At 41.0% G+C, this 25,894-nt stretch carries 21 protein-coding genes; 15 read left to right on the top strand and 6 right to left on the bottom strand.

Annotated elements, in window-relative coordinates; all coding sequences use genetic code 11:
• Positions 1–188 precede the first annotated feature (188 nt).
• Complete coding sequence (locus tag V2H41_RS09615) at positions 189–1,433, top strand: nucleoside permease (protein ID WP_330974940.1); 1,245 nt, start codon at positions 189–191, stop codon at positions 1,431–1,433.
• Positions 1,434–1,565: 132 nt separating this feature from the next.
• A complete protein-coding gene (trxA, locus tag V2H41_RS09610; protein WP_330974939.1) occupies positions 1,566–1,886 on the top strand; it encodes a thioredoxin in 321 nt (106 codons plus the stop codon).
• A 113-nt stretch (positions 1,887–1,999) separates the two neighbouring features.
• Here the strand turns inward: trxA and V2H41_RS09605 are convergent, their stop codons facing one another.
• Positions 2,000–3,235, bottom strand: a complete 1,236-nt coding sequence (locus tag V2H41_RS09605; RefSeq protein ID WP_330974938.1) for an S-adenosylmethionine:tRNA ribosyltransferase-isomerase — start codon at positions 3,233–3,235, stop codon at positions 2,000–2,002.
• Between the two features lie 321 nt (positions 3,236–3,556).
• Between V2H41_RS09605 and mraZ the strand changes: the two genes are divergently transcribed.
• From mraZ to ftsZ, 13 genes are all read left to right on the top strand, one after another.
• Positions 3,557–4,006, top strand: a complete 450-nt coding sequence (gene mraZ / locus V2H41_RS09600; protein WP_330974937.1) for a division/cell wall cluster transcriptional repressor MraZ — start codon at positions 3,557–3,559, stop codon at positions 4,004–4,006.
• Positions 4,007–4,043: 37 nt separating this feature from the next.
• A complete protein-coding gene (rsmH, locus tag V2H41_RS09595; protein WP_330974936.1) occupies positions 4,044–5,021 on the top strand; it encodes a 16S rRNA (cytosine(1402)-N(4))-methyltransferase RsmH in 978 nt (325 codons plus the stop codon).
• Positions 5,022–5,049: 28 nt separating this feature from the next.
• The gene (locus V2H41_RS09590; protein ID WP_330974935.1) at positions 5,050–5,394 is read left to right on the top strand and encodes an FtsL-like putative cell division protein; all 345 of its coding nucleotides are present in this window, start codon (positions 5,050–5,052) and stop codon (positions 5,392–5,394) included.
• Between the two features lie 69 nt (positions 5,395–5,463).
• Positions 5,464–7,596, top strand: a complete 2,133-nt coding sequence (locus V2H41_RS09585; RefSeq protein WP_330974934.1) for a penicillin-binding protein — start codon at positions 5,464–5,466, stop codon at positions 7,594–7,596.
• A gap of 42 nt (positions 7,597–7,638) precedes the next feature.
• The gene (locus V2H41_RS09580) at positions 7,639–9,102 is read left to right on the top strand and encodes a UDP-N-acetylmuramoyl-L-alanyl-D-glutamate--2,6-diaminopimelate ligase (RefSeq protein WP_330974933.1); all 1,464 of its coding nucleotides are present in this window, start codon (positions 7,639–7,641) and stop codon (positions 9,100–9,102) included.
• Between the two features lie 74 nt (positions 9,103–9,176).
• Positions 9,177–10,448 (top strand): phospho-N-acetylmuramoyl-pentapeptide-transferase, encoded by a 1,272-nt coding sequence (gene mraY, locus V2H41_RS09575; RefSeq protein WP_330974932.1) that lies wholly within the window; start codon positions 9,177–9,179, stop codon positions 10,446–10,448.
• A 3-nt stretch (positions 10,449–10,451) separates the two neighbouring features.
• Positions 10,452–11,840, top strand: coding sequence for a UDP-N-acetylmuramoyl-L-alanine--D-glutamate ligase (gene murD / locus V2H41_RS09570; RefSeq protein ID WP_330974931.1), 1,389 nt, complete (start codon positions 10,452–10,454; stop codon positions 11,838–11,840).
• Positions 11,841–11,880: 40 nt separating this feature from the next.
• Positions 11,881–13,203, top strand: a complete 1,323-nt coding sequence (locus V2H41_RS09565) for an FtsW/RodA/SpoVE family cell cycle protein (RefSeq protein ID WP_330974930.1) — start codon at positions 11,881–11,883, stop codon at positions 13,201–13,203.
• Positions 13,196–14,290 (top strand): undecaprenyldiphospho-muramoylpentapeptide beta-N-acetylglucosaminyltransferase, encoded by a 1,095-nt coding sequence (murG, locus tag V2H41_RS09560; RefSeq protein ID WP_330974929.1) that lies wholly within the window; start codon positions 13,196–13,198, stop codon positions 14,288–14,290. The genes V2H41_RS09565 and murG overlap by 8 nt, the downstream gene beginning before the upstream one ends.
• Before the next feature lie 42 nt (positions 14,291–14,332).
• The gene (murC, locus tag V2H41_RS09555) at positions 14,333–15,739 is read left to right on the top strand and encodes a UDP-N-acetylmuramate--L-alanine ligase (RefSeq protein ID WP_330974928.1); all 1,407 of its coding nucleotides are present in this window, start codon (positions 14,333–14,335) and stop codon (positions 15,737–15,739) included.
• Positions 15,736–17,184 carry a cell division protein FtsQ/DivIB gene (locus V2H41_RS09550; protein ID WP_330974927.1) on the top strand — a complete coding sequence of 483 codons (1,449 nt, stop codon included), beginning with the start codon at positions 15,736–15,738 and terminating at the stop codon, positions 17,182–17,184. The genes murC and V2H41_RS09550 overlap by 4 nt, the downstream gene beginning before the upstream one ends.
• 65 nt (positions 17,185–17,249) lie before the next feature.
• Entirely contained in the window at positions 17,250–18,620 is a 1,371-nt protein-coding gene (gene ftsA, locus V2H41_RS09545; RefSeq protein WP_330974926.1) for a cell division protein FtsA, read from the top strand.
• Positions 18,621–18,795: 175 nt separating this feature from the next.
• Positions 18,796–20,664 carry a cell division protein FtsZ gene (gene ftsZ, locus V2H41_RS09540; protein WP_330974925.1) on the top strand — a complete coding sequence of 623 codons (1,869 nt, stop codon included), beginning with the start codon at positions 18,796–18,798 and terminating at the stop codon, positions 20,662–20,664.
• Between the two features lie 84 nt (positions 20,665–20,748).
• On the opposite strand, the gene V2H41_RS09535 is transcribed toward ftsZ, so the two are convergent.
• From V2H41_RS09535 to abc-f, 5 genes are all read right to left on the bottom strand, one after another.
• Entirely contained in the window at positions 20,749–21,969 is a 1,221-nt protein-coding gene (locus tag V2H41_RS09535) for a DUF2130 domain-containing protein (RefSeq protein ID WP_330974924.1), read from the bottom strand.
• 198 nt (positions 21,970–22,167) lie between these two features.
• Positions 22,168–22,461 carry a hypothetical protein gene (locus V2H41_RS09530; RefSeq protein ID WP_330974923.1) on the bottom strand — a complete coding sequence of 98 codons (294 nt, stop codon included), beginning with the start codon at positions 22,459–22,461 and terminating at the stop codon, positions 22,168–22,170.
• A 365-nt stretch (positions 22,462–22,826) separates the two neighbouring features.
• Entirely contained in the window at positions 22,827–23,246 is a 420-nt protein-coding gene (locus tag V2H41_RS09525; RefSeq protein WP_330974922.1) for an SH3 domain-containing protein, read from the bottom strand.
• 63 nt (positions 23,247–23,309) lie between these two features.
• Entirely contained in the window at positions 23,310–23,792 is a 483-nt protein-coding gene (locus tag V2H41_RS09520; protein WP_330974921.1) for a BON domain-containing protein, read from the bottom strand.
• Positions 23,793–23,884: 92 nt separating this feature from the next.
• Complete coding sequence (gene abc-f, locus V2H41_RS09515) at positions 23,885–25,885, bottom strand: ribosomal protection-like ABC-F family protein (RefSeq protein WP_330974920.1); 2,001 nt, start codon at positions 25,883–25,885, stop codon at positions 23,885–23,887.
• Between the last annotated feature and the right edge of the window lie 9 nt (positions 25,886–25,894).

The raw sequence follows: 25,894 nt of genomic DNA, 5'->3' as shown, positions 1-25,894 counted from the left end.
GAATTGAGCAGATACTCTTCTGGTGAGGTATGTTTTAAAAATTTATATTCACGTTGAAATATATTAGTTTGTTCACAATTTTTATTTAGATTCGTTGGGCTGCTATATTATTGTACTGCCAAATGCGAGGGCGGCAATGACGTACTTCATATCCACACTGGTTGTACTAAATAAGTAAAATCATCCGTATGTCCATTAAGTTTAGATTGACTATCATTAACTTCCTTCAGTTTTTTATCTGGGGAGCCTATCTTACTTCTATCGGAGGTTACATGTATGCTACTTTGCATTTTCAGGGGGAGGAGATTGGTACGGTGTTTCTGACCCTAGGTATTGCTTCTATTTTCATGCCACCTCTGCTAGGAATTGTAAGTGATAAATGGATCAATGCCGAAAGACTGCTGGGTATTATGCATCTGGTGGGGGCAGCAGCATTATATTATGCTTCTACCGTAACTACACCCACCACCATGTTCTGGGCTATGTTATTGGTGTGTGCAGCTTATATGCCTACCATTTCGCTGAATAATACGGTGTCTTACTATGTGCTGAAGAGTCATGGAATGGAACCGCAAAAAGATTTTCCTCCCATAAGAGTGTGGGGAACCATAGGATTTATTGCGGCTATGTGGCTAACCGATTTATTTCATCTGACACTGACCAAAGGACAGCTACTTTTTGCCTGCGGCAGTTCGATTATTACAGGGCTTTATTGTTTTACACTCCCATATTGTAAGCCGGCTAATACCAAGTCTTCTTCACTGGCCGAGGCTTTCGGGTTGGATGCCCTCAAATTGTTCGGGATTACCAAAATGGCCATTTTCTTTATTTTCTCTATGTTCCTAGGTGCAGCTCTGCAAATCACCAATCAGTGGGGCGTGCCTTTTATCGACCATTTTAAATCTGACCCCGCATATGCGGATACGATTGGGGTGAAATACCCAAATATCTTGGTATCCATCTCTCAAATATCCGAAACCGTGTTTATTGTAACCATTCCTTTTTTCTTAAGACGCTATGGTATTAAAACGGTGATGTTGATGAGTATGGTGGCTTGGTGTCTGCGTTTCGGGCTTTTCGGCATCGGTAATCCAGGTAGCGGACTGATATTCCTGATTTTGTCTATGATAGTTTATGGAATGGCTTTTGACTTTTTCAATATCTCCGGTTCTTTGTTTATCGAAAAAGAAGCACCATCTAATATTAGGGGAAGCGCACAGGGACTATTTATGATGATGACTAATGGAATAGGCGCCATGATAGGTAGCTACGGCAGTGGTTGGATGGTGCAACATTATACAATAGATGGTGTAACCGACTGGTCTTCGGTATGGTTCATCTTCAGCGCTTACGCATTGACCATCGCAGTGCTTTTTGCTCTGATTTTCAAATATCGGCACCAACCGGAGTCTTTTCAGACCGTATCCCATTAAATACCGAGAGGTGGAAAGCGAGGAATTGACATTTTCTTCACAACAAATTGGAGCATTTGCTGTTATTCTTTTGTGCACTTAACTTTGACAGGGTTTTTTAAAACGAATTATCAACTTTAAACTATCTTAATAATGGCAAAAGAATTTACAGATGCTAACTTCCAGACAGAGGTACTGGACTCAGATAAACTGACAGTGGTAGACTTCTGGGCCGAGTGGTGTGGTCCTTGCCGCGCTATTGGTCCTGTTATTGAAGAGCTTGCAAAAGAATACGAAGGCAAAGTGAACATCGGAAAAGTAAATGTGGATGTGAATCCGCAGGTTTCGATGAATTACGGTATTACCTCTATTCCTGCTATTTTGTTTATCAAAAACGGACAGGTAGTGGATAAACTGGTAGGGGCTCAACCTAAGAGCAATTTTGTAAAGAAAATTGAGTCGCTGCTGAACTAGGAAAGTTTTTAAGGTTTTGGGTGTGGAATCTGGATTGGTTCCATATAAAATTTAACCCTCATGGAGTGTTTCTTCATGAGGGTTTTTTCTTTGAGTGAAAGTTTTTGGCATTCTTAATTATTTTTATAACGCCACAATAGATTTCCGTCGCCATAACTTAAAAAACGGAAGTTGTGTTGCAAGGCATAGTCATATACTTTCTTCCAGTCATTGCCGATAAAAGCAGCCACTAATAATAATAATGTAGAAGCCGGCTGGTGAAAATTGGTAACCAATCCTTCCACTACTTTAAAATTATACCCTGGAGCAATGATGATTTGTGTTTTAGCAAGCAGCCGGTCACGATTGTTTTTTTGCATATAGTGTAATAGTGCTTCCAATGCCTCCCCAAGTGTGGGCTGATGCTGTATTTCGTAACACTCCCACTGTGTTAGTATCGGTAGCTGATTATCGAATATATTGGGATGGTGAAGCAGCTTTGTTCCTAGCCAATAGAGACTTTCCAATGTACGCATGGAAGTGGTCCCTACGGCTACTATAGGCGTCTCCCGATGCTGCATTAAGCTTGAGATCAGCGATTGCTTCACTTCAATCCATTCATAATGCATTTCATGGTTTTCCATGATATCGGCTTTTACCGGTTTGAAAGTACCGGCACCTACATGCAGGGTGACAAAGTCCGTTTGTATGTTTCTATCTGCCAAATGGTTTAGTATGTTCTCAGTAAAATGCAGTCCCGCGGTGGGCGCTGCTACGGAACCCTCATGTTGTGCAAAAACGGTCTGATAGCGGGTTTTATCGGCTCGTTCATCGGCTCTCTTGATATAAGGGGGCAGTGGAACATGACCAGCGTAGTGTAATACCTCAGCAAAACTAACCGGACAATCCCATCTTAGCTCAATTACAAAGCAGTCGGTACGTTTTTCAATATATGAAGCTTCGAGAAGGTAATTTTTACCACCTATCTGTAAGGGGAGGGATAAAATCATTCCCGGCTTCCACTTCGATGCACCGCCAATAAGACACAACCATTGCACTTTCCCTACCTGATTCATAGCTGTGGTGATATCGGGGTAGCTTTCGTGCGGTTCCAAACAAAAGATTTCGATGACACCCCCTGTCGGCTTTTGAAATAGCAGCCGCGCTTCCACAACTTTGGTATTATTAAAAATCATTAGTGAGCCAGAAGGGATTTGCTCCGCAATGTTTTTATAGGTACTTTCTTGGATATTTCCATCTCTGTAAATCAATAGCTTAGATTCGTCTCTATGAGCCAATGGGTGAAACGCTATTTTCTCCTCGGGTAGATTATAGGTAAAATATTTTATGGAGAGCAACTTGGGATGCATGTAGAAATATTTAGGTAACGGCAGTTTTTATATACTCACAATAAATGCGACAAATTTCTGGGTTTTTGCACAGGATATCACATTTTTTCCTGTTTTATTCACAGGAAATAATAGTAATACACCTTTTGTGCACAGTAATCCACAGTATATTAACATTCATTTTTAAGATAATTCTTATGGATGCTGTAAAGTCCTTGTCCTATAAGGCTTTGAGCGGGTTTTCATTTGTGGATAAATCAAAAAGGGTAAAATTTGGTCAATAAGTGGGAAAAAGTGTTATTTTGTGTTAAATTAGTAGTATTAATACTGTAAAATCTATTTATGACCGGTTTCCTAGGAGAATTTGAGGCTACAGTGGATGCGAAAGGCCGCTTCCTTTTACCGGCTGGTTTTAAAAAACAGCTGGTAGAGGGGGATACCGAGCGTTTTGTCATAAATAGAGGGTTTGAAAAATGTTTAAGTCTGTATCCAATAAGTTCCTGGGAGCCCATTGCTGAAAAAATTAATGCTTTAAATGATTTTGATCCGAAGGTAAGGCAGTTTAAGCGGTATTTCTTAAATGGTGCTACGCTAGTAGAGCCGGATAGTGCCGGAAGAATATTATTGCCTGCTACACTGAAGGAATATGCGGGCATCCAAAAAGACATCGTGCTGGTGCCTGCCGGCAATAAAATGGAAATCTGGGATAAAGTAAAATATAAAGAGTTCTTTGATGCGTTTTCACCGGAGTCGTTCAGTGATCTGGCTAGCCAGGTAATGACAGGCGGTTGATTGTGATGCCAATTTTTCAAGGTTAAAAGGATAAAAGTTGAAAAGTAAAAAAAATAAAAAGGAATCTGTATCAAAACAAGATTTCTTATCGGCTTCTCAACATGGTGATGTGGCAAATGGATATCATACTCCTGTATTACTGAATGAGACTATAGAAGGGTTGCATATAAAACCGGATGGAGTGTATGTAGACTGTACGTTTGGTGGGGGTGGTCATTCGGCTGCTATTTTAGCTAGGTTGAATGAGCATGGACGATTGTATGCTTTTGATCAGGATGCTGATGCACTTAAAAATGTTCCGGATGATCCGCGGGTAATTTTTATTCAGCAAAACTTCAGGTATATCCAGCGCTTTCTACGCCTTCATAATGTAGAGCAAGTGGATGGAATTTTGGCTGATTTGGGTGTGAGTAGTCATCAGTTCGATGAAGCTGATCGTGGATTCAGTATCCGGTTTAATGCAGAGTTGGATATGCGGATGGATAGAAGGCTGCCTGTTACGGCATTCGACATTTTGCAGAAGTATACGGAGGCGGAGTTGCATAAGTTGTTCGAGCGATATGGTGAAGTGACCAATGCGAAAACGCTGGCTAAAAAGATTGTAACGATCAGAGATGTTGTGTCGCTTAAAACAGTTGAAGGTTTTAAGAATGCGCTCCGGGATGTGGTAAAGGGTAATCCTAATAAATATTTTGCGCAGGTGTTTCAGGCATTGCGTATTGAGGTGAATGAAGAGATGGTGGTGTTGCAGGAAATGTTGGAGCAATCGGTAGGCCTTCTTCGAAAAGGCGGGCGCATTGCGGTAATTACTTTTCATTCGGTTGAAGATAGATTGGTAAAACGATTTTTGAAAGAAGGGACATTTGAGGAGCGGGAAGAGCATCCATTTGAAACCGTAAAACGAGAAAAGGTTTTTCAGGTAATAACTAAAAAACCGATTGTGGCTACGGACGAGGAGTTGAGGCGTAATCCTCGCTCTAGAAGTGCTAAGCTGAGGGTTGCAGAGCGATTGTAAATAGAAAATATCCTATCAAAGAATAAACATGTCGGGAAAAAAAGAAATAAAGGTGAGATTGGATTGGAAGAAATGGCTGAACTATCAGTCGATAGTGAAGCAAGTGCCGTTTCTTTTCTTTCTGGCATTCCTAGCCGTGCTCTATATCTATAATGGTCATATGGCCGACAAAACGGTGCGAAAGATAAATGCCACTGCAAAAGAAGTAAAGGAGCTGCAGTGGGAATATAAAAGCCTTAAGAGTGAGGTGATGTTTCGCAGTAAGCCGAGCCAGTTATCAAAGGCCTTGCAGCCGCTGGGCTTAAGCGAGCTAAATGAAACTCCCTACGTGTTGAAGGATTCTCTTGAAAGTTACGTAGTGGATGTTCATTGATTTTGTCGGGTAGTAATAAGTGGTTATTGTTAAATCATTCTTCAATTCGGGGAGAGGGTAGAACAGAATATGGAGATTAAGAAAGACATATTGTGGCGGGTGTATCTGTGCTTTATAGGCATAGTAGTTTTCTCTGTCTTCATTCTGGCAAAGGCTATAGTGATTCAGCGTTTTCAGGGTGATCACTGGCGTAGTATGGGCGATAGCATGCATCAACGTATAGTGGAAATTGCGGCAGATCGCGGAACAATATTTAGTGAAGATGGACAAATGCTGAGTACTTCCTTGCCTCAGTTTAACGTATATATGGATTTTATGGCTGATGGGTTGCGCGAGAAAGATGGAAAGATTTATAAGGAGCATATCGATTCTTTCGCTATCGCCATGGCCAATCACTTTAAGGATAAAACTGCAGAACAGTACAGAAAAGATTTTGATAAGGCATATAAGAAAGGGAATCGCTATTATCCTTTAAAAAAGAGAATTTCGTTTGAGGATTATAAAGCATTGCGCGAGTTTCCGCTGGTACGTTTAGGAAAAAATAAAAGTGGAATTATCATCGAGCAGTCGAGTAAGCGCGTAGCACCTTTTGGATTGTTGGCTAATAGAACTATCGGGTTGAGTCGTGAGTATATCAATAGTGAAGGTAAGGTGAAGAAGATGAATGTGGGACTGGAGATGAGCTATGATAGTTTGTTAACCGGGCAAAATGGTAAAAGGCTTGTTCGGTTTATTGCCGGTGGCGCCGTACCGGTGGAGGGTTTCCAGGTAGAGCCTGAAGATGGTAAGGATATCTACACTACTCTAGATGTAAACATGCAGGATATTACAGAGATGGCTCTGTTGCGCATGTTGCAAGCTGTAAAAGCAGAGTATGGAACGGCTATCGTGATGGAGACAAAAACCGGTAAGATTAAGGCGATTGCCAATCTGGGTAGAAATCCTAACGATACTACCTATTGGGAAAATGATAACTACGCGTTGCGTGTAACTGAACCGGGATCAACGATTAAGATTGTAAGTTTTTTGGCTTCTATAGATAAAGGGGCAGTAAAGCCTGGAGATCTTTTCGAAGTTGGCAGTACCGGTCGCATGCAGGTAGGGCCCCGTCCGATTACCGATGCGCACAGAATGCCCAAGCCTGTAATGACTATAGAGGAATGCATAGCGCATAGCTCTAATGTAGGAATGGGTAAGGTAGCACTGAAAGCATTCGGAAAAGATCCTACAGAGTATAGAAGGTATCTGGATAAATATCATCTGACAACTAAATCGCCCATTGATCTGGCCGCCGTTCCAAAGCCTTATGTGGCACCATTGGAAGTTAACGCCGGAGGGGTGATGAACCTTGTAACTATGGCTTTTGGGTATGCCATTAATGTAAGTCCCATACAGCTGTTGACTCTGTACAATGCAATTGCCAATAACGGCACCATGATGAAGCCTTATCTGGTGAATAGCATTCGAAATAAAGGTGTTGTTGTAAAAGAGTTTCAACCTACAATATTGGAGCGCCAGATTTGTAAACCGGGGACGATAGAGGCTGCTAAAAAGGCGCTGGAGATGGTGGTAACAGAGGGGTCTGGAAAAAATGTATTCAAAGATCTGCCTTTTAAGGTGGCAGGTAAAACTGGTACTGCACAAGTGGCCGATAAAGGAATAGGGTATGCACACAGGATTTATCAGGCCTCATTTGCTGGATATTTTCCTGCCGATAATCCGCAGTATTCCTGTATTGTAGTAATACGTACCAGAGCCGGTTCGGGTTTGTATTATGGTGGGCAATTAGCAGCTCCGGTGTTTAAGGAAATAGCGACCAAGATTTATTCAATGTATGTCGATCGCAAAACTCCTAAAGATTATGAAGGGGATGTGGATAGTGGTCATTATTTCTATGCCGGAAGTACGCAGAATATTAAGAGTGTGCTCAAGTATTTAAATCTGTCCTTTGTGGACTCCATTCAGCAAAACGATTGGGCTACGATGTATGCTGACGATTATCAGCGTATTGTAAGAAAAAATGTAGTGAAAGATCAGCTTATGCCTAATGTGAAGGGAATGACTTTGCGAGATGCGATTAAGTTGCTTGAACAAATGGGACTTCAGGTGAATGTCAAGGGAAGTGGAAAAGTTACAATGCAATCTATTGAGCCTGGTGTTCCTATTAAAAAAGGTCAGGTGGTATCATTAAGCTTAGCCTGATGAAAAGAAGTAAATAAAAATAAATATACAAATACTCATTAAGTGCTATTACAGGATGTTCTATACAAGGTGCGATTGCAGGCAGTAATTGGAAGTACAGAAGTAGAAGTGAAAGGTATTTGTATAGACTCTCGTAAAGTACAGGCCGGATGTGTGTTTATAGCGGTGAAGGGTACAGCGGTGGATGGCCATCAGTTCATTGATAAGGCTATTGAGAGCGGTGCTATTGCGATAGTTTGTGAGCAAATGCCTGCCATAGTTAAGGAAGGGATTACCTGGGTGCAGGTAGAAAATAGTGCAGCAGCAGCCGGAGTGATGGCTCATAACTTTTATGGCTCACCATCTCAGAAGCTAAAACTTGTAGGTGTGACAGGAACCAATGGGAAAACAACAATTGCTACGTTATTGTATCAGTTGTTCTCTTCATTGGGATATAAGTGCGGCCTTATTAGTACAGTGCAGAATTGTATTGGAGATAAGGTGTTAGAGTCGACGCATACTACACCCGATGCCATAAGCTTGAATGCATTACTTGCTGAAATGGTAGATGCTTCCTGCTCTTATGCTTTTATGGAAGTAAGCTCTCATGCCATTCATCAGCATAGAATTGAGGGATTGGAATATGCAGGAGGAATATTCAGCAATATCACTCATGATCACTTGGATTATCACAAAGATTTTGCTGAATACATCAATGTAAAAAAGCAGTTCTTTGACTCCTTGCCTAAAGAGGCTTTTGCCATTACTAATGTGGATGATAAACGGGGCAGGGTAATGGTGCAGAATACAAGAGCAGCCATAAAAACGTATTCCTTAAAGTCTATTAGCGACTTTAAAGGGCGAATTCTAGATAATAACATACTGGGGCTGCACCTTGATGTGGATGGGAAAGAAGTGCACTTTAGGTTAATAGGAGAGTTTAATGCCTATAATCTGCTCGCTGTATATGGCGCAGCTATTTGTCTAGGAGCAGATAAAGAAGAGGTGTTACAACATTTAAGTGTGCTACCTGGCGCGCCAGGGAGATTCGATTACATTATATCGAATAAAGAAAGAGTGATTGGAATTGTGGATTATGCTCATACTCCCGACGCTTTATTAAACGTATTGGCTACTATAAAAAAGCTTCGCAAAGGTTTTGAACAAATCATTACGGTAGTGGGGTGCGGAGGAAATAGAGATAAGGCCAAACGGCCAATAATGGCAGAAGTAGCAGTAGAGCATAGTGATAAAGTTGTATTTACTAGCGATAATCCGCGATTTGAAGATGCTGCAGCAATTATTAAAGAGATGGAAGCAGGAGTGCCGGCCGCCGCACGAAGAAAATATATAGCTATTACCGATCGCAAAGAAGCGATTAAAACAGCTGTAGCCTTGGCAAATAAAGAAGATATCATATTAATAGCCGGTAAAGGGCATGAAAGTTATCAGGAAATCAACGGTGTGAGAAATCACTTTGACGATAAAGAAGTACTGAGCGAAATGTTCGGATTGTTGGACAAATAATATATAGACAAATACAGGAAATGAATAAGGAATGGCCTTTGCAATTTCCGGTTTCATAAAACATCAACGTAATTATGTTATATCATTTATTCGAATGGTTTAAACAGCAGGGTATCAGCTTTCCGGGAAGGAATCTTATGGAGTTCCAGACCTTCAGAATTATGATGGCTGTGCTGCTGGCTTTAATTATTACGTTGGTGTATGGCAAGAAACTGATCAATTTATTGAGGAGAAAGCAGGTGGGTGAAACAGTGCGTGATTTGGGGCTTGCGGGAGAAGAAGCCAAGAAGGGAACTCCCACTATGGGCGGCATCATCATCATTTTGGGGATTATTGTTCCCACTTTATTGTTTGCCCGCTTGAATACAGTGTATGTAATTCTGATGTTAGTAGCAACTGTGTGGTTGGGTATAATAGGATTTATCGATGATTATCTGAAATTAAGAGCAAAGCGCATTGCTCAGCAGCAAGGTATTGCTTACAAAAAAGGAGATAAGGACGGACTGGCAGGATGGTTTAAGATATTAGGACAGGTGGGTATTGGTATCCTCGTAGGTTCGGTATTGTACTTTAATAGTAATGTAAAAATCTGGAGAGAGTATACCGGTAACCCTGCACGACCTGAAGTGATTACAAAAGTAGTGAATGGCACCCCAAAGTATTTTGTAGAATCTAAAGAGCCGATTACTACCATTCCTTTTGTAAAGAGTCACGAGTTTAACTACTCTATTCTATTGCCGGGGGTATTGAAAAAGTATACATGGATATTGTATATACTCATTGTAACATTTATCATCATTGCAGTTTCGAACGGAGCAAATATCACAGACGGGCTAGATGGCTTGGCTTCCGGTACATCGGCCTTAATAGGTGTGATGCTCGGCGTCTTTGCTTACGCTAGTGGAAATTTTGTGGTAGCCGATTATCTAAACATTATGTATATACCCAACTTAGGTGAGCTGTCTATTTTCCTTGCGGCAATGATTGGTGCCTGTGTGGGTTTTATGTGGTATAATTCTTATCCGGCGCAGGTTTTTATGGGCGATACGGGAAGTCTGACACTTGGAGGTATTATTGCGGCCATTGCCATCATTGTACATAAAGAATTGTTGATACCAATTTTCTGTGGTGTGTTTTTGGTGGAGAATCTGAGTGTGATGTTACAGGTGGGGTATTTCAAATACACGAAAAAGAAATATGGAGAAGGACGAAGAATATTTTTAATGAGTCCTTTACATCATCACTTTCAAAAGAAAGGATATCATGAGGCAAAGATTGTTACTAGATTTTGGATTGTGCAAGTGTTGTTAGTGGTGATATGTATTGTGACATTAAAATTAAGATAATAAGTGAGCGCTAGTTCGGATAAGCATATGACTCTTGCTGGTGAAAGCGACCGGGCTCCTGTATCACTCGTGATTTTGGGAGGAGGAGAAAGTGGAGTAGGGGCTGCATTGCTGGGTAAGAAAAAGGGATGCAAGGTTTTTGTATCAGATGCTGGTTCTTTGAAAGATGTATATCGTAAGGAATTGGATGCTGCCGGTATTGAATGGGAAGAAGGTGGGCATGATGAGACAAGAATTCTAAGTGCAGACGAGGTGGTAAAAAGTCCCGGTATCCCAGAAAAAAATGAGTTGATCAAAAAGATTCGTGCGAAAGGAATACCTGTCATCAGCGAGATCGAGCTGGCATACAGGTATAAAGGCGATAGCAAGATTATCGCTATTACGGGAAGTAACGGAAAAACAACTACCACATCACTCATTTACCACATTTTAAAAACAGCAGCAGTAGATGCCGCCCTAGTAGGTAATATTGGTGATTCATTTGCCAAATGTGTGGCCGAAGATCCCAAGCCGGTATATGTAGTAGAGGTGAGTAGTTTTCAGCTGGATGATATTCAGAGCTTCAGACCTGATATAGCCGTGCTTACCAATATTACGGAAGATCATCTAGATCGTTACGATTACAATTTCGAAAATTATATCAGAAGCAAGTTTAGGATCACAGAGAATCAGCGAGCCGAAGATTATTTTATATACAATGCGGATGATAAAATAACCACCCAGTATATCGATCAATTTAAAATTAACTCTAAACAACTATCATTTAGTATGGAACAGGAAAAAGGTGCAGCTTTTATCAAGGACGGCGACATGTATGTTAGAACCGGGGATGATTTTATGACAATGAGCGTGTACGATTTCACGCTAAAAGGAAAACACAATCAATACAACACTATGGCAGGGAGCCTAGCTGCGGCTACAATGGAAATTCGTAAGGAGAAGATTCGCGAGGCTGTGCAAACATTCCAGAATCTAGAGCATCGAATGGAGCACGTGGCAACTATTAGAGGTGTAGAATTTATCAACGATAGTAAAGCAACCAACATTAATTCTACTTGGTTCGCTTTAGAAAGTATGGAAAAGCCCACTATTCTGATATTAGGTGGGGTGGATAAGGGAAATGATTATAATCTTCTGATGGATCTGGTTAAGGAAAAAGTAAAAGCAATTGTATGTCTGGGGCTGGATAATAAAAAAATACATGAAGCTTTTGAAGGGGTTGTTCCTGTAATTGTAGATACAACCAGTGCAGAAGATGCCGTAAAAACAGCGTTCAGCTATGCAGAAAAGGGAGATGTAGTGTTGCTGAGCCCAGGGTGTGCCAGTTTTGATCTCTTTAAGAATTATGAAGACAGAGGTACCCAATTTAAACGTGCAGTAATCGATTTGTAAAAAAAATTGAAACTGATAAATAGAATAACGATAACATTAAATGTCAACAACCGCTGAAATATCAAATACAACCATGGAGGCCGCAGATTGGCACGACAATCTTTCACGCCATACACGTGGCGATAAAGTGATCTGGGCGCTAGTTGTATTGCTGACCCTGGTGTCGCTATTGGCTGTATACAGCGCTACCGGCTCGCTTGCTTATAAGAATTATAAGGGCAATACCGAGGTGTATTTGTTTAAACAGGTTGTTTTCATTTTGCTGGGTTTTGCGGTGGTGTATTTTGCACATAGAGTTAACTATACAATTTATTCCAAATTAGCTAAGTTCCTGTTTATCCTGAGTATTCCTTTACTGATATATACGTTGTTCTTTGGAGTAAAAATGAATGAAGGAAGCCGTTGGATTCGCTTGCCATTTATAAATATGACGATGCAAACTTCGGATCTGGCGAAGCTGGCTTTATTTATGTACCTAGCAAGATTGTTGAGTCGTAAACAGCAAGTGATCAAGAGTTTTAGAAAAGGCTTTTTGCCGGTAATTATACCAATAGGTATTACTTGTATGCTTATTGCGCCTGCCAATCTTTCTACTGCATTGCTACTAGGATTTAGCTGTATGGTATTGCTGTTTATTGGCAGGGTGAATATCAAGCATCTGTTAATAGTGGTGGGCCTAGCTGCAGTACCAATTGCCATGCTCATCATTGCTGCCGTTGCCCGTCATGCATCAGAAGCTAATGAATCAGTAGTAAGGCAGGAAGTGGTGGAAGAAGTGGAAGGTGGAGAGAAGAAAACCCATCCGCTTTTTGTAAGAGTCAATACTTGGGTAGGCCGTGTGGAGAATTTTATATATGGAGGTAAGGAGGCTGATAATGATGAAATGTATCAGGTAAATCAGGCAAAAATTGCTATTGCGAAAGGAGGATTGTTGGGAGTTGGTCCCGGTAATAGTACAACACGTGATTATCTACCACAGGCTTATAATGATTTCATATTTGCCATTATTATAGAAGAGTATGGACTAGTGGGAGGCGCATTTCTAGTATTCGTATATATCGTGTTTCTGTATCGATGTATTAGAATATTTAAGAAATGTCCGTTTGCCTTTGGCGCATTTCTGTCAATAGGACTGAGTTTTACGCTAGCAATACAGGCTTTTTCCAATATGGCGGTTACGGTAAGTCTCTTTCCTGTAACAGGTGTGACACTGCCGCTGGTGAGCATGGGAGGATCCAGTTTTCTGTTCACGTGTCTGGCTATCGGAATTATTTTGAGTGTGTCGAGAAATGTAGAAAACCTGCAAGCGGTAAAAGTAAATACTCCATCCGTCGAAGATAAAAACGAAACGTCCGGTGAGTAAAAAAATTATCATAGCAGGAGGTGGTACTGGCGGGCATATCTTTCCCGCTATAGCTATTGCGAATGCATTAAAGAAGCATCAACCGGATATTGATATCCTTTTTGTAGGAGCAAAGAATAAAATGGAGATGGAGAAAGTGCCGCAAGCAGGATACGAGATAAAAGGAATAGATATTGCTGGATTTAACAGAAGTTCTTTGATAAAAAACATCGGCTTACCGTGGAAGCTTATCAAAAGTTTCTTACAAGTAAGAAGGATTGTCAAGGATTTTCGTCCTAACGCTGTAATAGGAGTAGGGGGATATTCTACTTTTCCGGTGCTGAAGTATGCTCAACGACAGGGTATTCCCACTTTCATTCATGAGTCGAATTCCTTTGCTGGCAAAGCCAATAAAATGCTGGCAAAGGGTGTGGTGAAAGTATTTACCGGAACAGATGGAATGGAAAAGTTTTTCCCAGTAGAAAAGATAATGGTAACCGGAAACCCTGTGCGTAGCCAAATTGTGAACTGCCATACTATAAGTCAAAATGAAGCGTTGGAATATTTTGATCTGGAGCCGGGAAAAACAACGCTGCTGGTAGTAGGAGGAAGCCTGGGAGCACGGTCAATTAATGAGGCTGTGTTGGCAGGAGTCAACGATTTGCTCAAAGCGAATCTTCAGCTTATTTGGCAAACTGGTAAAACTATGGCAGCCGATGCAGCACAGGTTGCTGCCGAGCACAAGCAGGTTTGGGCAAATGAGTTTATTCGTGAGATGGAATATGCCTATGCCGCAGCGGATGTCATCATTGCTAGAGCAGGCGCTATGACAGTTGCGGAGGTATGTGTGGCTGCTAAACCTACCATTTTTGTGCCATACCCCTTTGCTGCAGAAGATCATCAAACAGCCAATGCTAAGCAGCTGGTAGATAAAAATGCAGCATTAATGGTGAGTGATGCCGAAGCAAAAGATAAAGTGGTAAAGATGGCCATTAAGCTGGCGGCTGATAAAAGTAAAAGGTTGGAGATGAGTCAGCAGCTTGAGAAGCTGGCCATTATTGATGCAGATGAACGTGTGGCTAAGGAAGTTTTAAAATGTATTGAATAAATATGAGGCTCGCTTGAAAAGTGAGTGTGTTATGAACAATCAATGAGTGGCAATAAAAAAAATATCGATGCTATAAAGAGCCTGTATTTTATAGGCATTGGTGGCATAGGGATGAGTGCTATTGCCCGCTATTTCTTATCAAAAGGCAAAAAGATAAGCGGGTACGATAGAACAGAAACAGCAATTACGAAGCAGTTGCAACAGGAAGGTGCGGATATACATTATACAGAAGATGTAGATCGAATACCTAAAGATGTGGATTATGTAGTATATACTCCGGCTATTCCAAAGGATCACAAAGAGTTGGTGTTCTATCGTGAAAACGGGTATCCGGTAGTAAAACGTAGCGATATTTTACAACTTATAACTGAAAGTTCTTTTAATATATGTGTAGCGGGCACTCATGGTAAAACCACTACATCTACCATGATTGCACATCTGCTCAGGCATAGCGGTTATGGATGCAATGCTTTTCTCGGAGGGGTATCGGCAAATTACAATACAAATTTTTGGAGTGATAAGAGAAATGTATGTGTGATAGAAGCTGATGAATACGACCGTAGTTTTTTGAAGCTTAGCCCTGATATGGCGGTGGTTACAGCAGTGGATGCAGACCATCTTGACATTTATGAAACGGAGGAGAATGTCAAAGAAGCCTTTCGAGCATTTGCTGCAAAGGTGAAACCCGGTGGTGTATTGCTGAAGAAATTTGGTTTGGATAGAGCACTGGGTGGTGAACAAGCACTAAGCTATAGTCTACAAAATGATAGTGCAGTAGTGTATGCAGAAAATATTGTACTTCGAAACGGAGGATATCAGTTTGATGTAGTGCTGCAAGATCGTAGAATATCCGGAGTAGAGCTGTTCATGGGAGGCATGCACAATGTAGAGAATATGATAGCTGCAATTGCCATTGCTGCCCATTTGAATATTGAGGACGATAAAATCAAAGAAGCTGTTAGTTCTTTTAAAGGCGTAAAACGCAGGTTTGAGTATGTTATTCCACCTGCAGTAAATGGAAGCAAGAGCACACCGGTGTTTATTGACGATTATGCTCATCATCCGGAAGAATTAAAGGCCTTAATCAACGGAGTGCGCACCTTGTTTTCAGGAAGAAAGTGTACGCTTATTTTTCAACCGCATTTGTACAGTCGCACTAGAGACTTTGCAGATGCTTTTGCTGAGGTGTTGGGAATGGTGGATCATTTGATTCTCTTGCCAATTTATCCCGCAAGAGAACTGCCCATTGAGGGCGTGGATAGTAAAATGATTTGGGATAAAGTAAAACTAGATGCAAAGTCGCTAATGAGTAAAGAGGAACTGTTGAGTTGGATAGATAGCAAGTTTGCAAAAAATATTGATAAAGAATTCGGGGAAGTACTCGTAACTGCAGGTGCTGGAGATATTGATAAACTGGTAGATCCTATAAAGCAAATCTTAGTGAAGTGAGAAGAAAAAGAGCCATAAAAAGAATGCTTTTGACCCTCATGTGGTTGGGTGTTGCTGTTGGAATGGGCAGCATCATTTCCGCTGCCATGCGCATTCAGGAGGAAGGGATTTGTAATGGCTATCAGATTAAGATTAATGGATTTAGGGAGGACTTGCTTTTTACCTCGGAAAGTCAGATAGAGAACCTTTTAAAAGCTGCGGCTAAAGGTGAGATAAAAGGTCAGCGTATGGCCGAATTAGATCTGGCTCAGATTGAGGATTTGTTGGAGCAAAGCTCATGGGTGTACAATGCAGATCTTTATTTCGATAACAATAGTGTCCTGCATGTGGATGTCACCGAGCGTAAACCGCTGGCAAGAGTATTTACGGAGGAAGGAGCTTCTTTCTATATCGATGAGGCTGCGAAACAAATACCCTTATCCGATAGAATTACATTGGATCTTCCCGTGTTTACCGGGTATCCTTCAAAGAATACCTTGAATGCAGTTGATAGTACTTTGATACAGAACGTAATCGCTACAGCCTCCTTTATTAATAGCGATCCTTTCTGGAATGCGCAGGTAGGACAAATTAATATCAGTAGCTGCGGTGTGGATTGCTGGAAAATGGAAATGATTCCCGTGGTGGGAAATCATAAAGTGGATTTAGGTGATGGAAGTGATATTGTGTCAAAGTTTCATAGACTCTATCTTTTTTATAGCCAGGTATTGAGTCGTACAGGATTTGATAAATACAGAAAGATTGATGTGCAGTACGATGGTCAGGTGATCGGCGTAAAAGATCATTATACGAAAATCGACTCTATTCAACTTAGAAAGAATATCGAAAAATTGTTGCAGGAATCTAGACATACTAATGAATTGTTGGAAGTGGCACCGCAGGTGGGTTATGATGCGATTATGCCATTGGATTCTCTTTCCAAAGCAGAGGGGCTGTTAGAGGAAGAGCCTGAAATAGTAAGTGCTGCAGAAAATGTTGCGCCGGCCAAGGATAGCGCTAATACATCCACCACACCTAAAGCCACAGTGCCACCTGTTGTGAAAAAGGAAGCTGATGGAACTAAAAAAGAAGAGAGAAGTGTAAAGGAAGTGAAACCAGCTGCTACTACAAAACCTGTAACGACCAATAAATCTGCAGTTTCTAAAAAGGCAGACGAGGTTGCAAAGAAGGAAACAGGTAAACGGAATGTGCTGTCGCAAGCTGCTGCGGGTAATACGAATAAATCTGTTGCAGTGAAGAAGGCGGATTCAAAAAATACATCTGCTAATAGTACTAAGAAAACAGAAGCTTCAAAAACTGAATCAAAAAAGCCAGTAACAAACAATTCGACGGCAACGAAAGCGGCCCCTAAAAAAGATGAGGGCAAGAAAAATGTATTACTGAGAGCCGAAGAAACGAAAAAAGCAGATACTAAGAAGACAACAAGTAGCGGAGCGAGACGATAAGTGAGGTGCAATAAAATCTTAAACGATTCAAAAACTAAAATAAAAACAACTAAAAACGATATACTATGAATTCCGAACAACCCATTATTGTAGGCCTTGATATTGGAACCACAAAGATTGCTGTTATAGCCGGCCGAAAAAACGAATTCGGTAAGCTGGAAATATTAGGCTTTGGAAAAGCCAACAGCAATGGCGTAAAGCACGGACAGGTGCTCAATATTGACGAAACCATAAAAGCAATCAAGCAGGCTGTAGAAAATTGTCTTGCGTTGAATCCCAATTTAAGCTTCAACGAAGTGTACGTTGGAATTGCCGGCCATCATATCAAAAGCCTTCAAACACGTGGCGACATTGTTCGTGATAATGAAGAAGAAGAGATTACTCAGGCCGAAGTAAACCTGCTGATTAATAATCAGTATAAAACTTATGTGCCACCAGGGGATCAAATTATAGATGTCATTCCTCAGGAATTTACAGTGGATAATATGCCCAATATCATTAAGCCTATTGGTTATAGTGGAGTAAAACTGGGCGCTAATTTCCACATAATTACAGGCGATAAAAATGCCATACGGAATATCAACCGTAGTGTAGAAAAAGCAGGTTTGCGTACAAAAGACTTAGTGTTGCAACCATTAGCATCTGCCGCTGCAGTAATGGCTCAGGAAGATCTGGAAGCTGGCGTGGCTATTGTAGATATTGGCGGTGGTACTACTGATCTTGCCGTATTTGCAGATGGTGTACTACGTCATACAGCGGTTATTCCTTTTGCAGGGGAGAATATTACTAATGATATTAAAACTGGACTTGGCGTACTGAAAAGCCAAGCAGAGCAAATGAAAACGCAATTTGGTAGTGCATTAGCTAATGAGGCAAAGTCTAATGCATATATCACCATACCTGGATTGCGTGGTATGCCTGCCAAAGAAATCAGTGTCAAAAATCTGGCTAACATTATTCAGGCTCGCATGAGTGAGATTCTGGATTTTGTGACTTATCATTTAAAGCAAATCGGAATGGATCATCGTCAACTGAACGGCGGTGTTGTGCTTACAGGCGGAGGTTCGCAATTAAGGCATTTGATTCAACTTACTGAGTACGTTACAGGCTTGCCTGCTCGTATTGGCTTGCCCAATGAGCATCTGGCAGCTGGTCATATTGAAGAGCTGGCGAAGCCTACATATTCAACCTGTTTAGGCCTAATACTTAAGGGTTACGATGATTTTGAAAATAACCGTAAGGTATTTGAAAAGAATTTTATTAATGTAGAAGTTCCCGGTGGTTTGAAGAAAGCACAGGAAGAGGGTGTAGAGAGTGAGGAAGCTAGTGCGGAAGCTCAAACTCCCGCCCGTCAGCCACTGAAAGACTTCTGGTCAAAATTTAAAGACGGAATTATAAAAATATTTGCTGAGGAGGAAGATAGTCATTTGCAATAAGTCTTCAGAGAGTTCTTGGAAATAGATCTTTACATTATTCAAATGCTATAGCCTTAAGCCTTTATCCCTTCTCCAGCATTCCTTTAAAGAATGTATGGAGAGGGGGTAACAGGTACCGTGAACTTACTAATCCATTTATAAAACTCGTGCGCGTAGCGTACCTAAATTCTAAATTATGATACAGTTTGATTTACCTAAAGAGCAGTCTTCTATCATTAAGGTGATAGGTGTTGGTGGTGGAGGCGGTAACGCTGTAAACTACATGTTTAAGCAAAATATAGAAGGCGTCAATTTCATTATCTGTAATACGGACGCACAGGCGTTGGCACAAAGCAATGTACCTAACCGTATTCAATTGGGGCCACAACTTACCGCAGGTCTCGGGGCCGGGGCTAATCCGGAAATTGGCCGTCAGGCTTGTGAAGAATCTCTAGAAGAGATAAGACGCATTCTGGAAGTAAATACCAAAATGGTTTTTATTACCGCAGGTATGGGTGGTGGAACCGGTACTGGAGGCGCTCCTATTATTGCTAAAGTGTGTAGGGATATGGGCGTGCTTACAGTAGGGATCGTTACCATGCCTTTTGCATATGAAGGTAAAAAACGCCAACAACAAGCAGAAGAGGGCATTAAGCAGCTCAGACAATACGTGGATACCTTACTGGTGATTAGCAACGATAAACTCCGTCATCAGTTTGGCAACCTAAGAATGCGTGAAGCTTTTGAAAAAGCGGATAACGTATTGGCCACTGCAGCAAAATGTATCACCGATGTTATTAACAGTACGGGTCAAATCAACGTAGACTTTGCCGATGTATGTACTGTAATGAGAAATGGCGGTGTAGCTATATTGGGTAGCGCTACTGCATCCGGTGAAAACCGTGCTCAGCGCGCAATAGAAGAAGCACTTAATTCGCCACTTCTGAATGATAACGATATCCGTGGTGCAAAATGGATTCTTATCAACATTAATTCTGCCGAAGGCGAACACGAGTTTACAATGGATGAAGTTGAGATTATTCAATCTCACCTACTCAGTCAAGCCGGTGAAGATACCGATGTTATTCTGGGTATGGGATATGATAGCTCTTTAGGAGACCAAATAGGTATTACACTTATAGCTACAGGATTCGAAAATAAAGATACGTTTGTAAAGCCGGTGCTGAAGAAAGGAGAGCCTGAAGAAAAAATAGTAATGACGCTGAAGCCATTAAATGAAGAGAAGTCGTCTGTTGAAGTAATAGCTCCGGTTACAGAACCTGCAGAACCTTTGACACCTGTTACAGAACCTGTTTCACTTGAACTACAGCCGGATCCGTTGGCACCGAAATTGGTTGAGGAAATTCCTTTCATGGATGCACCTATGCCTACAGTTGAGGATGTGGTTAATGAAAATGAAGAGACTCATTATCTGCTGGGAGATGAGAACAGTGATGCTCAGTTTGCCGCGGCTGAACAGATGTCACAGGATGTTCCTGTAACGGATAAGGTAGAAGAAATATTCAAGTCTCCTTCAGTTCCGGGAGATCGTGTATTCCAATATCCGAAATTGAATGAAGAAGCCACCGATGCTCTCAAAGCCGAGCCTGTAAGAAGCTATCTTTCTAAGCCGGTAAACATATATGCTGAAGAGGATCATACTGATGCAGAGCAACCTCAAGAGGAACAAGCTCAGGAAACCGAAGGTGCTGAGATGACTATGTTTGAAAAGCCTGAGGTGACAAACGAGTATACGTCCTTTACTCAAACTACCGACAGAAATGAGAGAAGCAATTCTGCGAGCTTGGAAGATATGGAGATGCAAAAGCGCAGACAGATAGAGCGTATTCAGAAATTGCGTAATCTTTCTTATAATGTAAATGCCAATAATCCTACTGATGAGTTTGAGAATGTGCCCGCATATATCAGACGTAATATAGAATTGCGCAATTATACATCACACGTAGAAAGCTATTATAGCAAGTTTGAGGTATCATCTGATGATAAAAATCAAGGTCAGATTAATACGTTGAATGCCTTTTTAGATGGGGAAAAACCAGACTAAGTGCTGGTGCGGGATTCAGGTTTGTAAGTTTTATAGTTGTTGCCCCTTACGTTTACGTAAGGGGTTTTTCTTTTATGATGGAGTCTATTCGCTGTCGTCGTAGTCCAAGAGATTCAAATCTACATTTTCTAATCCACTGATGCCATCTATGGATCCCCTAATATGTGTGGCATTTAATAAGATTTTTTCGAGTTGCTTTTCACGTGCTTTCCAAAGACGTTCCATAGCATCGCGCTCTTTCTGGATGCTCATTTTCATGCTCAGAAATCCTTCGCGTATGGCATTCCATTGCTCGGCAAATTCGGGGCTGGTAAGGTAATTGTAAAGCATGGTAATTTTATCACCCTTATTTTCATGGGTTTTTACAGCCTTATAGATGCGTAATATGCCGTCGCGTAATACTGCCGCCAGAGCTTTGGCTTCTACAAAACTGCAAATCCAAACACCTTCCTTTTCTCCAAAGCTGCTCATGTCTTTCGGATAGCGGCGGGTTACCAGTATCGCTACATCGGCTCCTATTGCGCGCATGTCTGCTTTTAGTTTTTCAATCCAGTCAGCACTAAAATTTTCAGCACGTTTACTTTCCCAGATGATTTTGCCACACTCCGCTCCCAGCTGATTCCTTACGATTTGTATACAATCGGCACCTCTTACACCTTTAGCTACTTCCTCTATTTTGTCAAAGGGGAATGCCGCGCTTAACATTTCTTCCAATGCCAGCTCTTGGCTTTCTCCCTGCAATTGCATGGAGCCCTGTTCGGCTTTGCGCTTCATTTCTTCGGCCAGCTTTTTCTGATCCTCCAACTGCTTTTCCAGCTCTCTCAACTTTAGTTGATATTCTGTTTCCTTTTGGGCGCTCTTTTCTGCCTCTACTTTGCGAAGATGATCGATAAGTTTTTCTCTCTCTTCGCTAAGTTTTTTTTGCAATGTAAGTTCTAGTTCGGCTTCTTTATTTTTCAGTTCCTGTTGCTGTTTTAGGAGTTCAATCTCTCTTTGTCGGGATATTCTAAGTTTTTCTTCATTCTCCTGATTGGTTTTTTGGAGGAGGGCCAGTTTGTGCTCAAAGTCCGAAGCAACATTTTTCCGTACTTGTTCCTCTAGTTGTTTTTGCAACGCATTTTTCTCCTGCTGTAGTTTATGTTGCCATTCTTGTTCCCGCTTTTGTAGTTCGGCTTGATACTCTTCATTTTTTTTCTTCTGCCATTCTGTAACCTTGGCGCGCAATTCCCGCTCCACCTCTTCGCGTATGGCATCAGTAGGCTCAAATTCGGTACCACAACCAGGACATTTAATCTTTTGCGACATAATAGTATTTTATTATCAAACGTACATGAATTTTTTGATTCATAAAATAGGGAAAATATCAAGACAGCGTGCATCGATAACCTCGGTTTGTGTAAGGGGAGTATTGCAAATAGGTGCGGTGGTGTCTAAATAAAAAAAGCGATAGTCTTTCTTAAGAAAGACTATCGCTTCATGCTTAAATCCAGAAGAAAGAAGTATTTACGCTTCTGTTTCTTCTGTTTTTATAGCCTGCTCTCTGTTTAAGAGCTCTCTGTTTGTAATATAAGAATGATTGTGGAACTGCATTACAACAGCAGTACCCAAATTAGTCTTACGTACATCTACTTTTGCATTAGGACTACTTTCTGTTGTATCAGGAACACTCACAGTAGTATCAGCAGGTGCTGCTGTGGTGTCTGTGGGTGTGGATGTAGTGTCTACTTGAGCCATTACAGTTCCGGCAAAGAAAGTTGCTATTACTGCTAATGCAAGGTTTGAGGTGTGTCTTTTCATTTTTCAAGGTTTTAAGTTAACTAATAAATTTTGTTCAGAGATATTCTACTTACCGTGGTACGACTTTAATAAGGAAACAAAGCATATACCAAAAAGGACTTTATAGTGTTTAAAAAACACAAATGTTTCGTTAAGATAATTTAAAAACGCTTGTGCTGTGGAATGCTGATTGGGGTTGAATTTCGGGCTAATGTGCTATTATTTAAGAAGCTACGTATAGCGGATGCTTTATAAAAAATGCGCTTAGAAAAAAATCAAAAAGTCGAAAAAAAATTTTTATGTAATGATCATACAACATCGACAACGATGACAATAAAAATGCCTTGCTGACAGCAGCAAGGCACTCAAAAAACATATATTGCTGATTAAGAGACGGGTTCGAGATATTGCGAATAAGCATATCCTTCTACACCATCTTTTGTTCGTACAGATGACCAAAGTTCGTTGGGTTGGCTAATCAGGGTAAGGATTTCACCTTTAGCTGCTTTACCAATGATGGGCTGATCAGTGCCCGGTCCCTTTCGGATATTTAAGTTAGTTTCTTGCGTAATAACTCTTACTTGGCTACCGACTTCCGCTCTGGCATTTACATTCAGCACTAGATCGCCGCTTGAGTAGTTGAGATCTATTTGATTATAAATATCCCATAATTGATCTTTTATAGTTCCATTAGGAGCATCTCCATCGATGTAAAGAATACCGTCTTGTTCTCTTACGGAAAGATTTGCTACACCAGCAGCATTGGCGGCATCTATCAGTGCCCGGTATTTTTCTTGTAGTGCCATATTTTTTAGTTTGATTGACGAATAAGTATTTTTTAATGGTACGGCTGTTTAAGGATTTCTTTTTTATTTGATGGTCAGGCCGGTATTATCGACTTTTTTAGGACGGGTGGCATTTATCTTTTGCATCAATACCTTAAGCTCATCTTTTTGTACTTCTCCGGTAAGTGTTACAACACCGTCATTAACAGTGGCCGAAACGCCTGGATGATCTTTAATAGCGTCTTGTACGGCAGTAGTAAGCGGGTCGTCCGCAGTGATTTGTACGGGTGCTGGTGGCGGAGCTACCGTTGTATTGTTTACTACGCTCTTAATTCCTTTAATGTCTTTTAATGCTTCTTCTGCTGCGACCTGAGAAGCGGGGTTGCTTACCTCTCCCGATAGGGTAGCAACACCATTCTGTACGTCCACTACAATACCTGAAAAATCAGGATTAGTAGCTAGTACTGATGTGATTTCTGTTTGAAGGTCGGCATCACTTTTCCCTTTGCAGGAAGATAACGCCAATGCGAATGCAATGATGGCAATGAACGTTAGTAGGTTTTTCATTGGTTAGTGATTTTAATTATTAAATAAACGAATACAAACTTATTCATCAATTATTGTGCCTAAGCTGTATACTTGTTATGAGCAAGCAGTTTTTAGCGCTTTAATTGCTCCTCTAGTTCAAGTAGCAAAGAAAAGATTTCTTCGTACTTTTTTTCAAGCTGCGCATTTGTTTCTACAGCAGCCTTGTACTCCCGTTCTAAATTTAGGAATTTTTCTTTATCAGCATAGATGGCGGGATCGGCGAGCTGCTCCTCCAGTTGTTGGAGCAGGGATTTATTTTTATTAAGCGCCTCTTCAACCTGTTGAAACTGTTTCTGCTGTTTTTGAAGCTCTTTTTTGTGCTCTTTATTAATAGGCTGATTGCGTGTAGGGGTAGGGCTAACGGATGCTTTGTCTTCGTTTTTGGGGGCAATGGGATTGTTTTTTGCTGAAAATGTGGTGGCTTCAGACTGGCGTTGTTTGGCAATGTGTTCATTCCAGGCTACCCACTCATCATATCCTCCTTTGAATTCCTTGATTTTATTATCTACAATTTCCCATATTTTATTTGCAGTCTTTGAAATAAAATATCGGTCGTGGCTAACTAAAATAAAGCTCCCCTCGTATTTGCGCAGCGAATCGATAAGTAGTTCGCAACTATGCATATCTAGGTGGTTGGTAGGTTCGTCGAGTAGTAGGAAATTGGCTTTACTTACAATCGTTTTGGCCAGTGCTACTCGAGCTTTTTCACCACCACTTAATACTTTTATTTTCTTATCGGCATCATCTCCGCTGAACAAAAAGCAGCCCAATAGGTTTCTCAGTTCCAGTTCTGTCATCTGGCTGCCGCATTCTTTCATCTCCTCAATAATGGTATTCTCTAGATTTAACGCCTCCAGCTGGTGTTGGGCATAAAAACTACCTTCGACATTGTGTCCCCATTTTCTTTCTCCTGTAAAGGGTTCGGTACCTGCTATAATTCTCAGGAGCGTGGATTTACCTTTACCGTTGGCCCCTATCAATGCTATTTTATCCCCTCTATTAATTTCGGCCTGTGCATTTTCCAGAATAATATTACTGCCGAACGATTTGGAGATGTTATTCAATTCTACCAATACTTTCCCCGGTGTTTTATCTACCCTGAAATTGATTTTTAAATCAGGCCTATCCACACGTACTTCTTCAATACGCTCGAGTTTATCCAGCTTTTTAATAAGGCTTTGGGCCATAGCAGCCTTGGTAGCTTTGGCCCTGAAGCGCTCAATCAGTCGTTCACTCTGGCGTATATAGTCTTGCTGATTTTCGTAAGCTTTTTGTTGTTGTTCCAGGCGTAAAGCTTTCTCTTTTTCGTAATAATCGTAGTTGCCATTGTAAAAGTGCAGTTCTTTCTGATACAGCTCTACGATTTTAGTGACCATACGATTTAGAAAATATTTATCGTGGCTGACGATTACCACCGCTCCCTGATAATGCTGTAGGTATTTTTCTAACCATTCAATGGAAGGGAGATCGAGGTGGTTGGTAGGTTCGTCCAGCAACAACAGGTCGGGTTGTGCTAATATCATTTTAGCCAACAACACACGCATACGCCATCCGCCGCTGAATTCCTTATACGGGCGCTTTAAGTCGGTATTGGAAAAGCCAAGCCCTTGTAATACTTCTTCTGTTTTATGATGGATATTATAACCGCCTAACGTTTCCAGTTCGTGCAGTTTATTGGAATAATCTTCCAGTATTTTTTCGTCGCCGGTGTTTTCCAGTTCTTTTCCTAGGGCTTCAATTTCCTTTTCCAGCTTCAATACTCTTTCAAATGCACCTAAGGCTACCTGAAGAATAGATTCATCCGTATCGAAGCTCAGCAGGTCTTGATGTAGATAACCAATGCTGGTATCACGACCTTTTTCAACAGTTCCGGCCGAGGGAGTATAGTTTCCGGTAAGTAGTTTGAGGATAGTGGACTTGCCGGTACCATTGTAACCAATTAGGCCTATGCGTTCATTAGGCTGAATATGCCATGTTGCATTCTTGACAATAGTTCTTGCCCCAAATTCAAAAGTCACATTTTGTAAACCTGCCAGCATAATGATTAATTTTACTACTTTTGATAGACTCAAACCTGCAAA

Source organism: Niabella digestorum, from assembly GCF_036409055.1.
GTDB classification, from domain to species: Bacteria; Bacteroidota; Bacteroidia; order Chitinophagales; family Chitinophagaceae; genus Niabella; species Niabella composti.
This window is presented reverse-complemented; position numbering and strand designations above follow the sequence as displayed.

What these genes read in the sequence shown, in the direction of transcription:
- V2H41_RS09615 (WP_330974940.1), top strand. Translation starts at nt 189, where the DNA reads ATGTCCATTAAGTTTAGATTGACTATCATTAACTTCCTTCAGTTTTTT.
- trxA (WP_330974939.1), top strand. Translation starts at nt 1,566, where the DNA reads ATGGCAAAAGAATTTACAGATGCTAACTTCCAGACAGAGGTACTGGAC.
- V2H41_RS09605 (WP_330974938.1), bottom strand. Translation starts at nt 3,235, where the DNA reads ATGCATCCCAAGTTGCTCTCCATAAAATATTTTACCTATAATCTACCC.
- mraZ (WP_330974937.1), top strand. Translation starts at nt 3,557, where the DNA reads ATGACCGGTTTCCTAGGAGAATTTGAGGCTACAGTGGATGCGAAAGGC.
- V2H41_RS09590 (WP_330974935.1), top strand. Translation starts at nt 5,050, where the DNA reads ATGTCGGGAAAAAAAGAAATAAAGGTGAGATTGGATTGGAAGAAATGG.
- V2H41_RS09585 (WP_330974934.1), top strand. Translation starts at nt 5,464, where the DNA reads ATGGAGATTAAGAAAGACATATTGTGGCGGGTGTATCTGTGCTTTATA.
- mraY (WP_330974932.1), top strand. Translation starts at nt 9,177, where the DNA reads ATGTTATATCATTTATTCGAATGGTTTAAACAGCAGGGTATCAGCTTT.
- V2H41_RS09565 (WP_330974930.1), top strand. Translation starts at nt 11,881, where the DNA reads ATGTCAACAACCGCTGAAATATCAAATACAACCATGGAGGCCGCAGAT.
- murC (WP_330974928.1), top strand. Translation starts at nt 14,333, where the DNA reads ATGAGTGGCAATAAAAAAAATATCGATGCTATAAAGAGCCTGTATTTT.
- ftsA (WP_330974926.1), top strand. Translation starts at nt 17,250, where the DNA reads ATGAATTCCGAACAACCCATTATTGTAGGCCTTGATATTGGAACCACA.
- ftsZ (WP_330974925.1), top strand. Translation starts at nt 18,796, where the DNA reads ATGATACAGTTTGATTTACCTAAAGAGCAGTCTTCTATCATTAAGGTG.
- V2H41_RS09535 (WP_330974924.1), bottom strand. Translation starts at nt 21,969, where the DNA reads ATGTCGCAAAAGATTAAATGTCCTGGTTGTGGTACCGAATTTGAGCCT.
- V2H41_RS09530 (WP_330974923.1), bottom strand. Translation starts at nt 22,461, where the DNA reads ATGAAAAGACACACCTCAAACCTTGCATTAGCAGTAATAGCAACTTTC.
- V2H41_RS09525 (WP_330974922.1), bottom strand. Translation starts at nt 23,246, where the DNA reads ATGGCACTACAAGAAAAATACCGGGCACTGATAGATGCCGCCAATGCT.
- V2H41_RS09520 (WP_330974921.1), bottom strand. Translation starts at nt 23,792, where the DNA reads ATGAAAAACCTACTAACGTTCATTGCCATCATTGCATTCGCATTGGCG.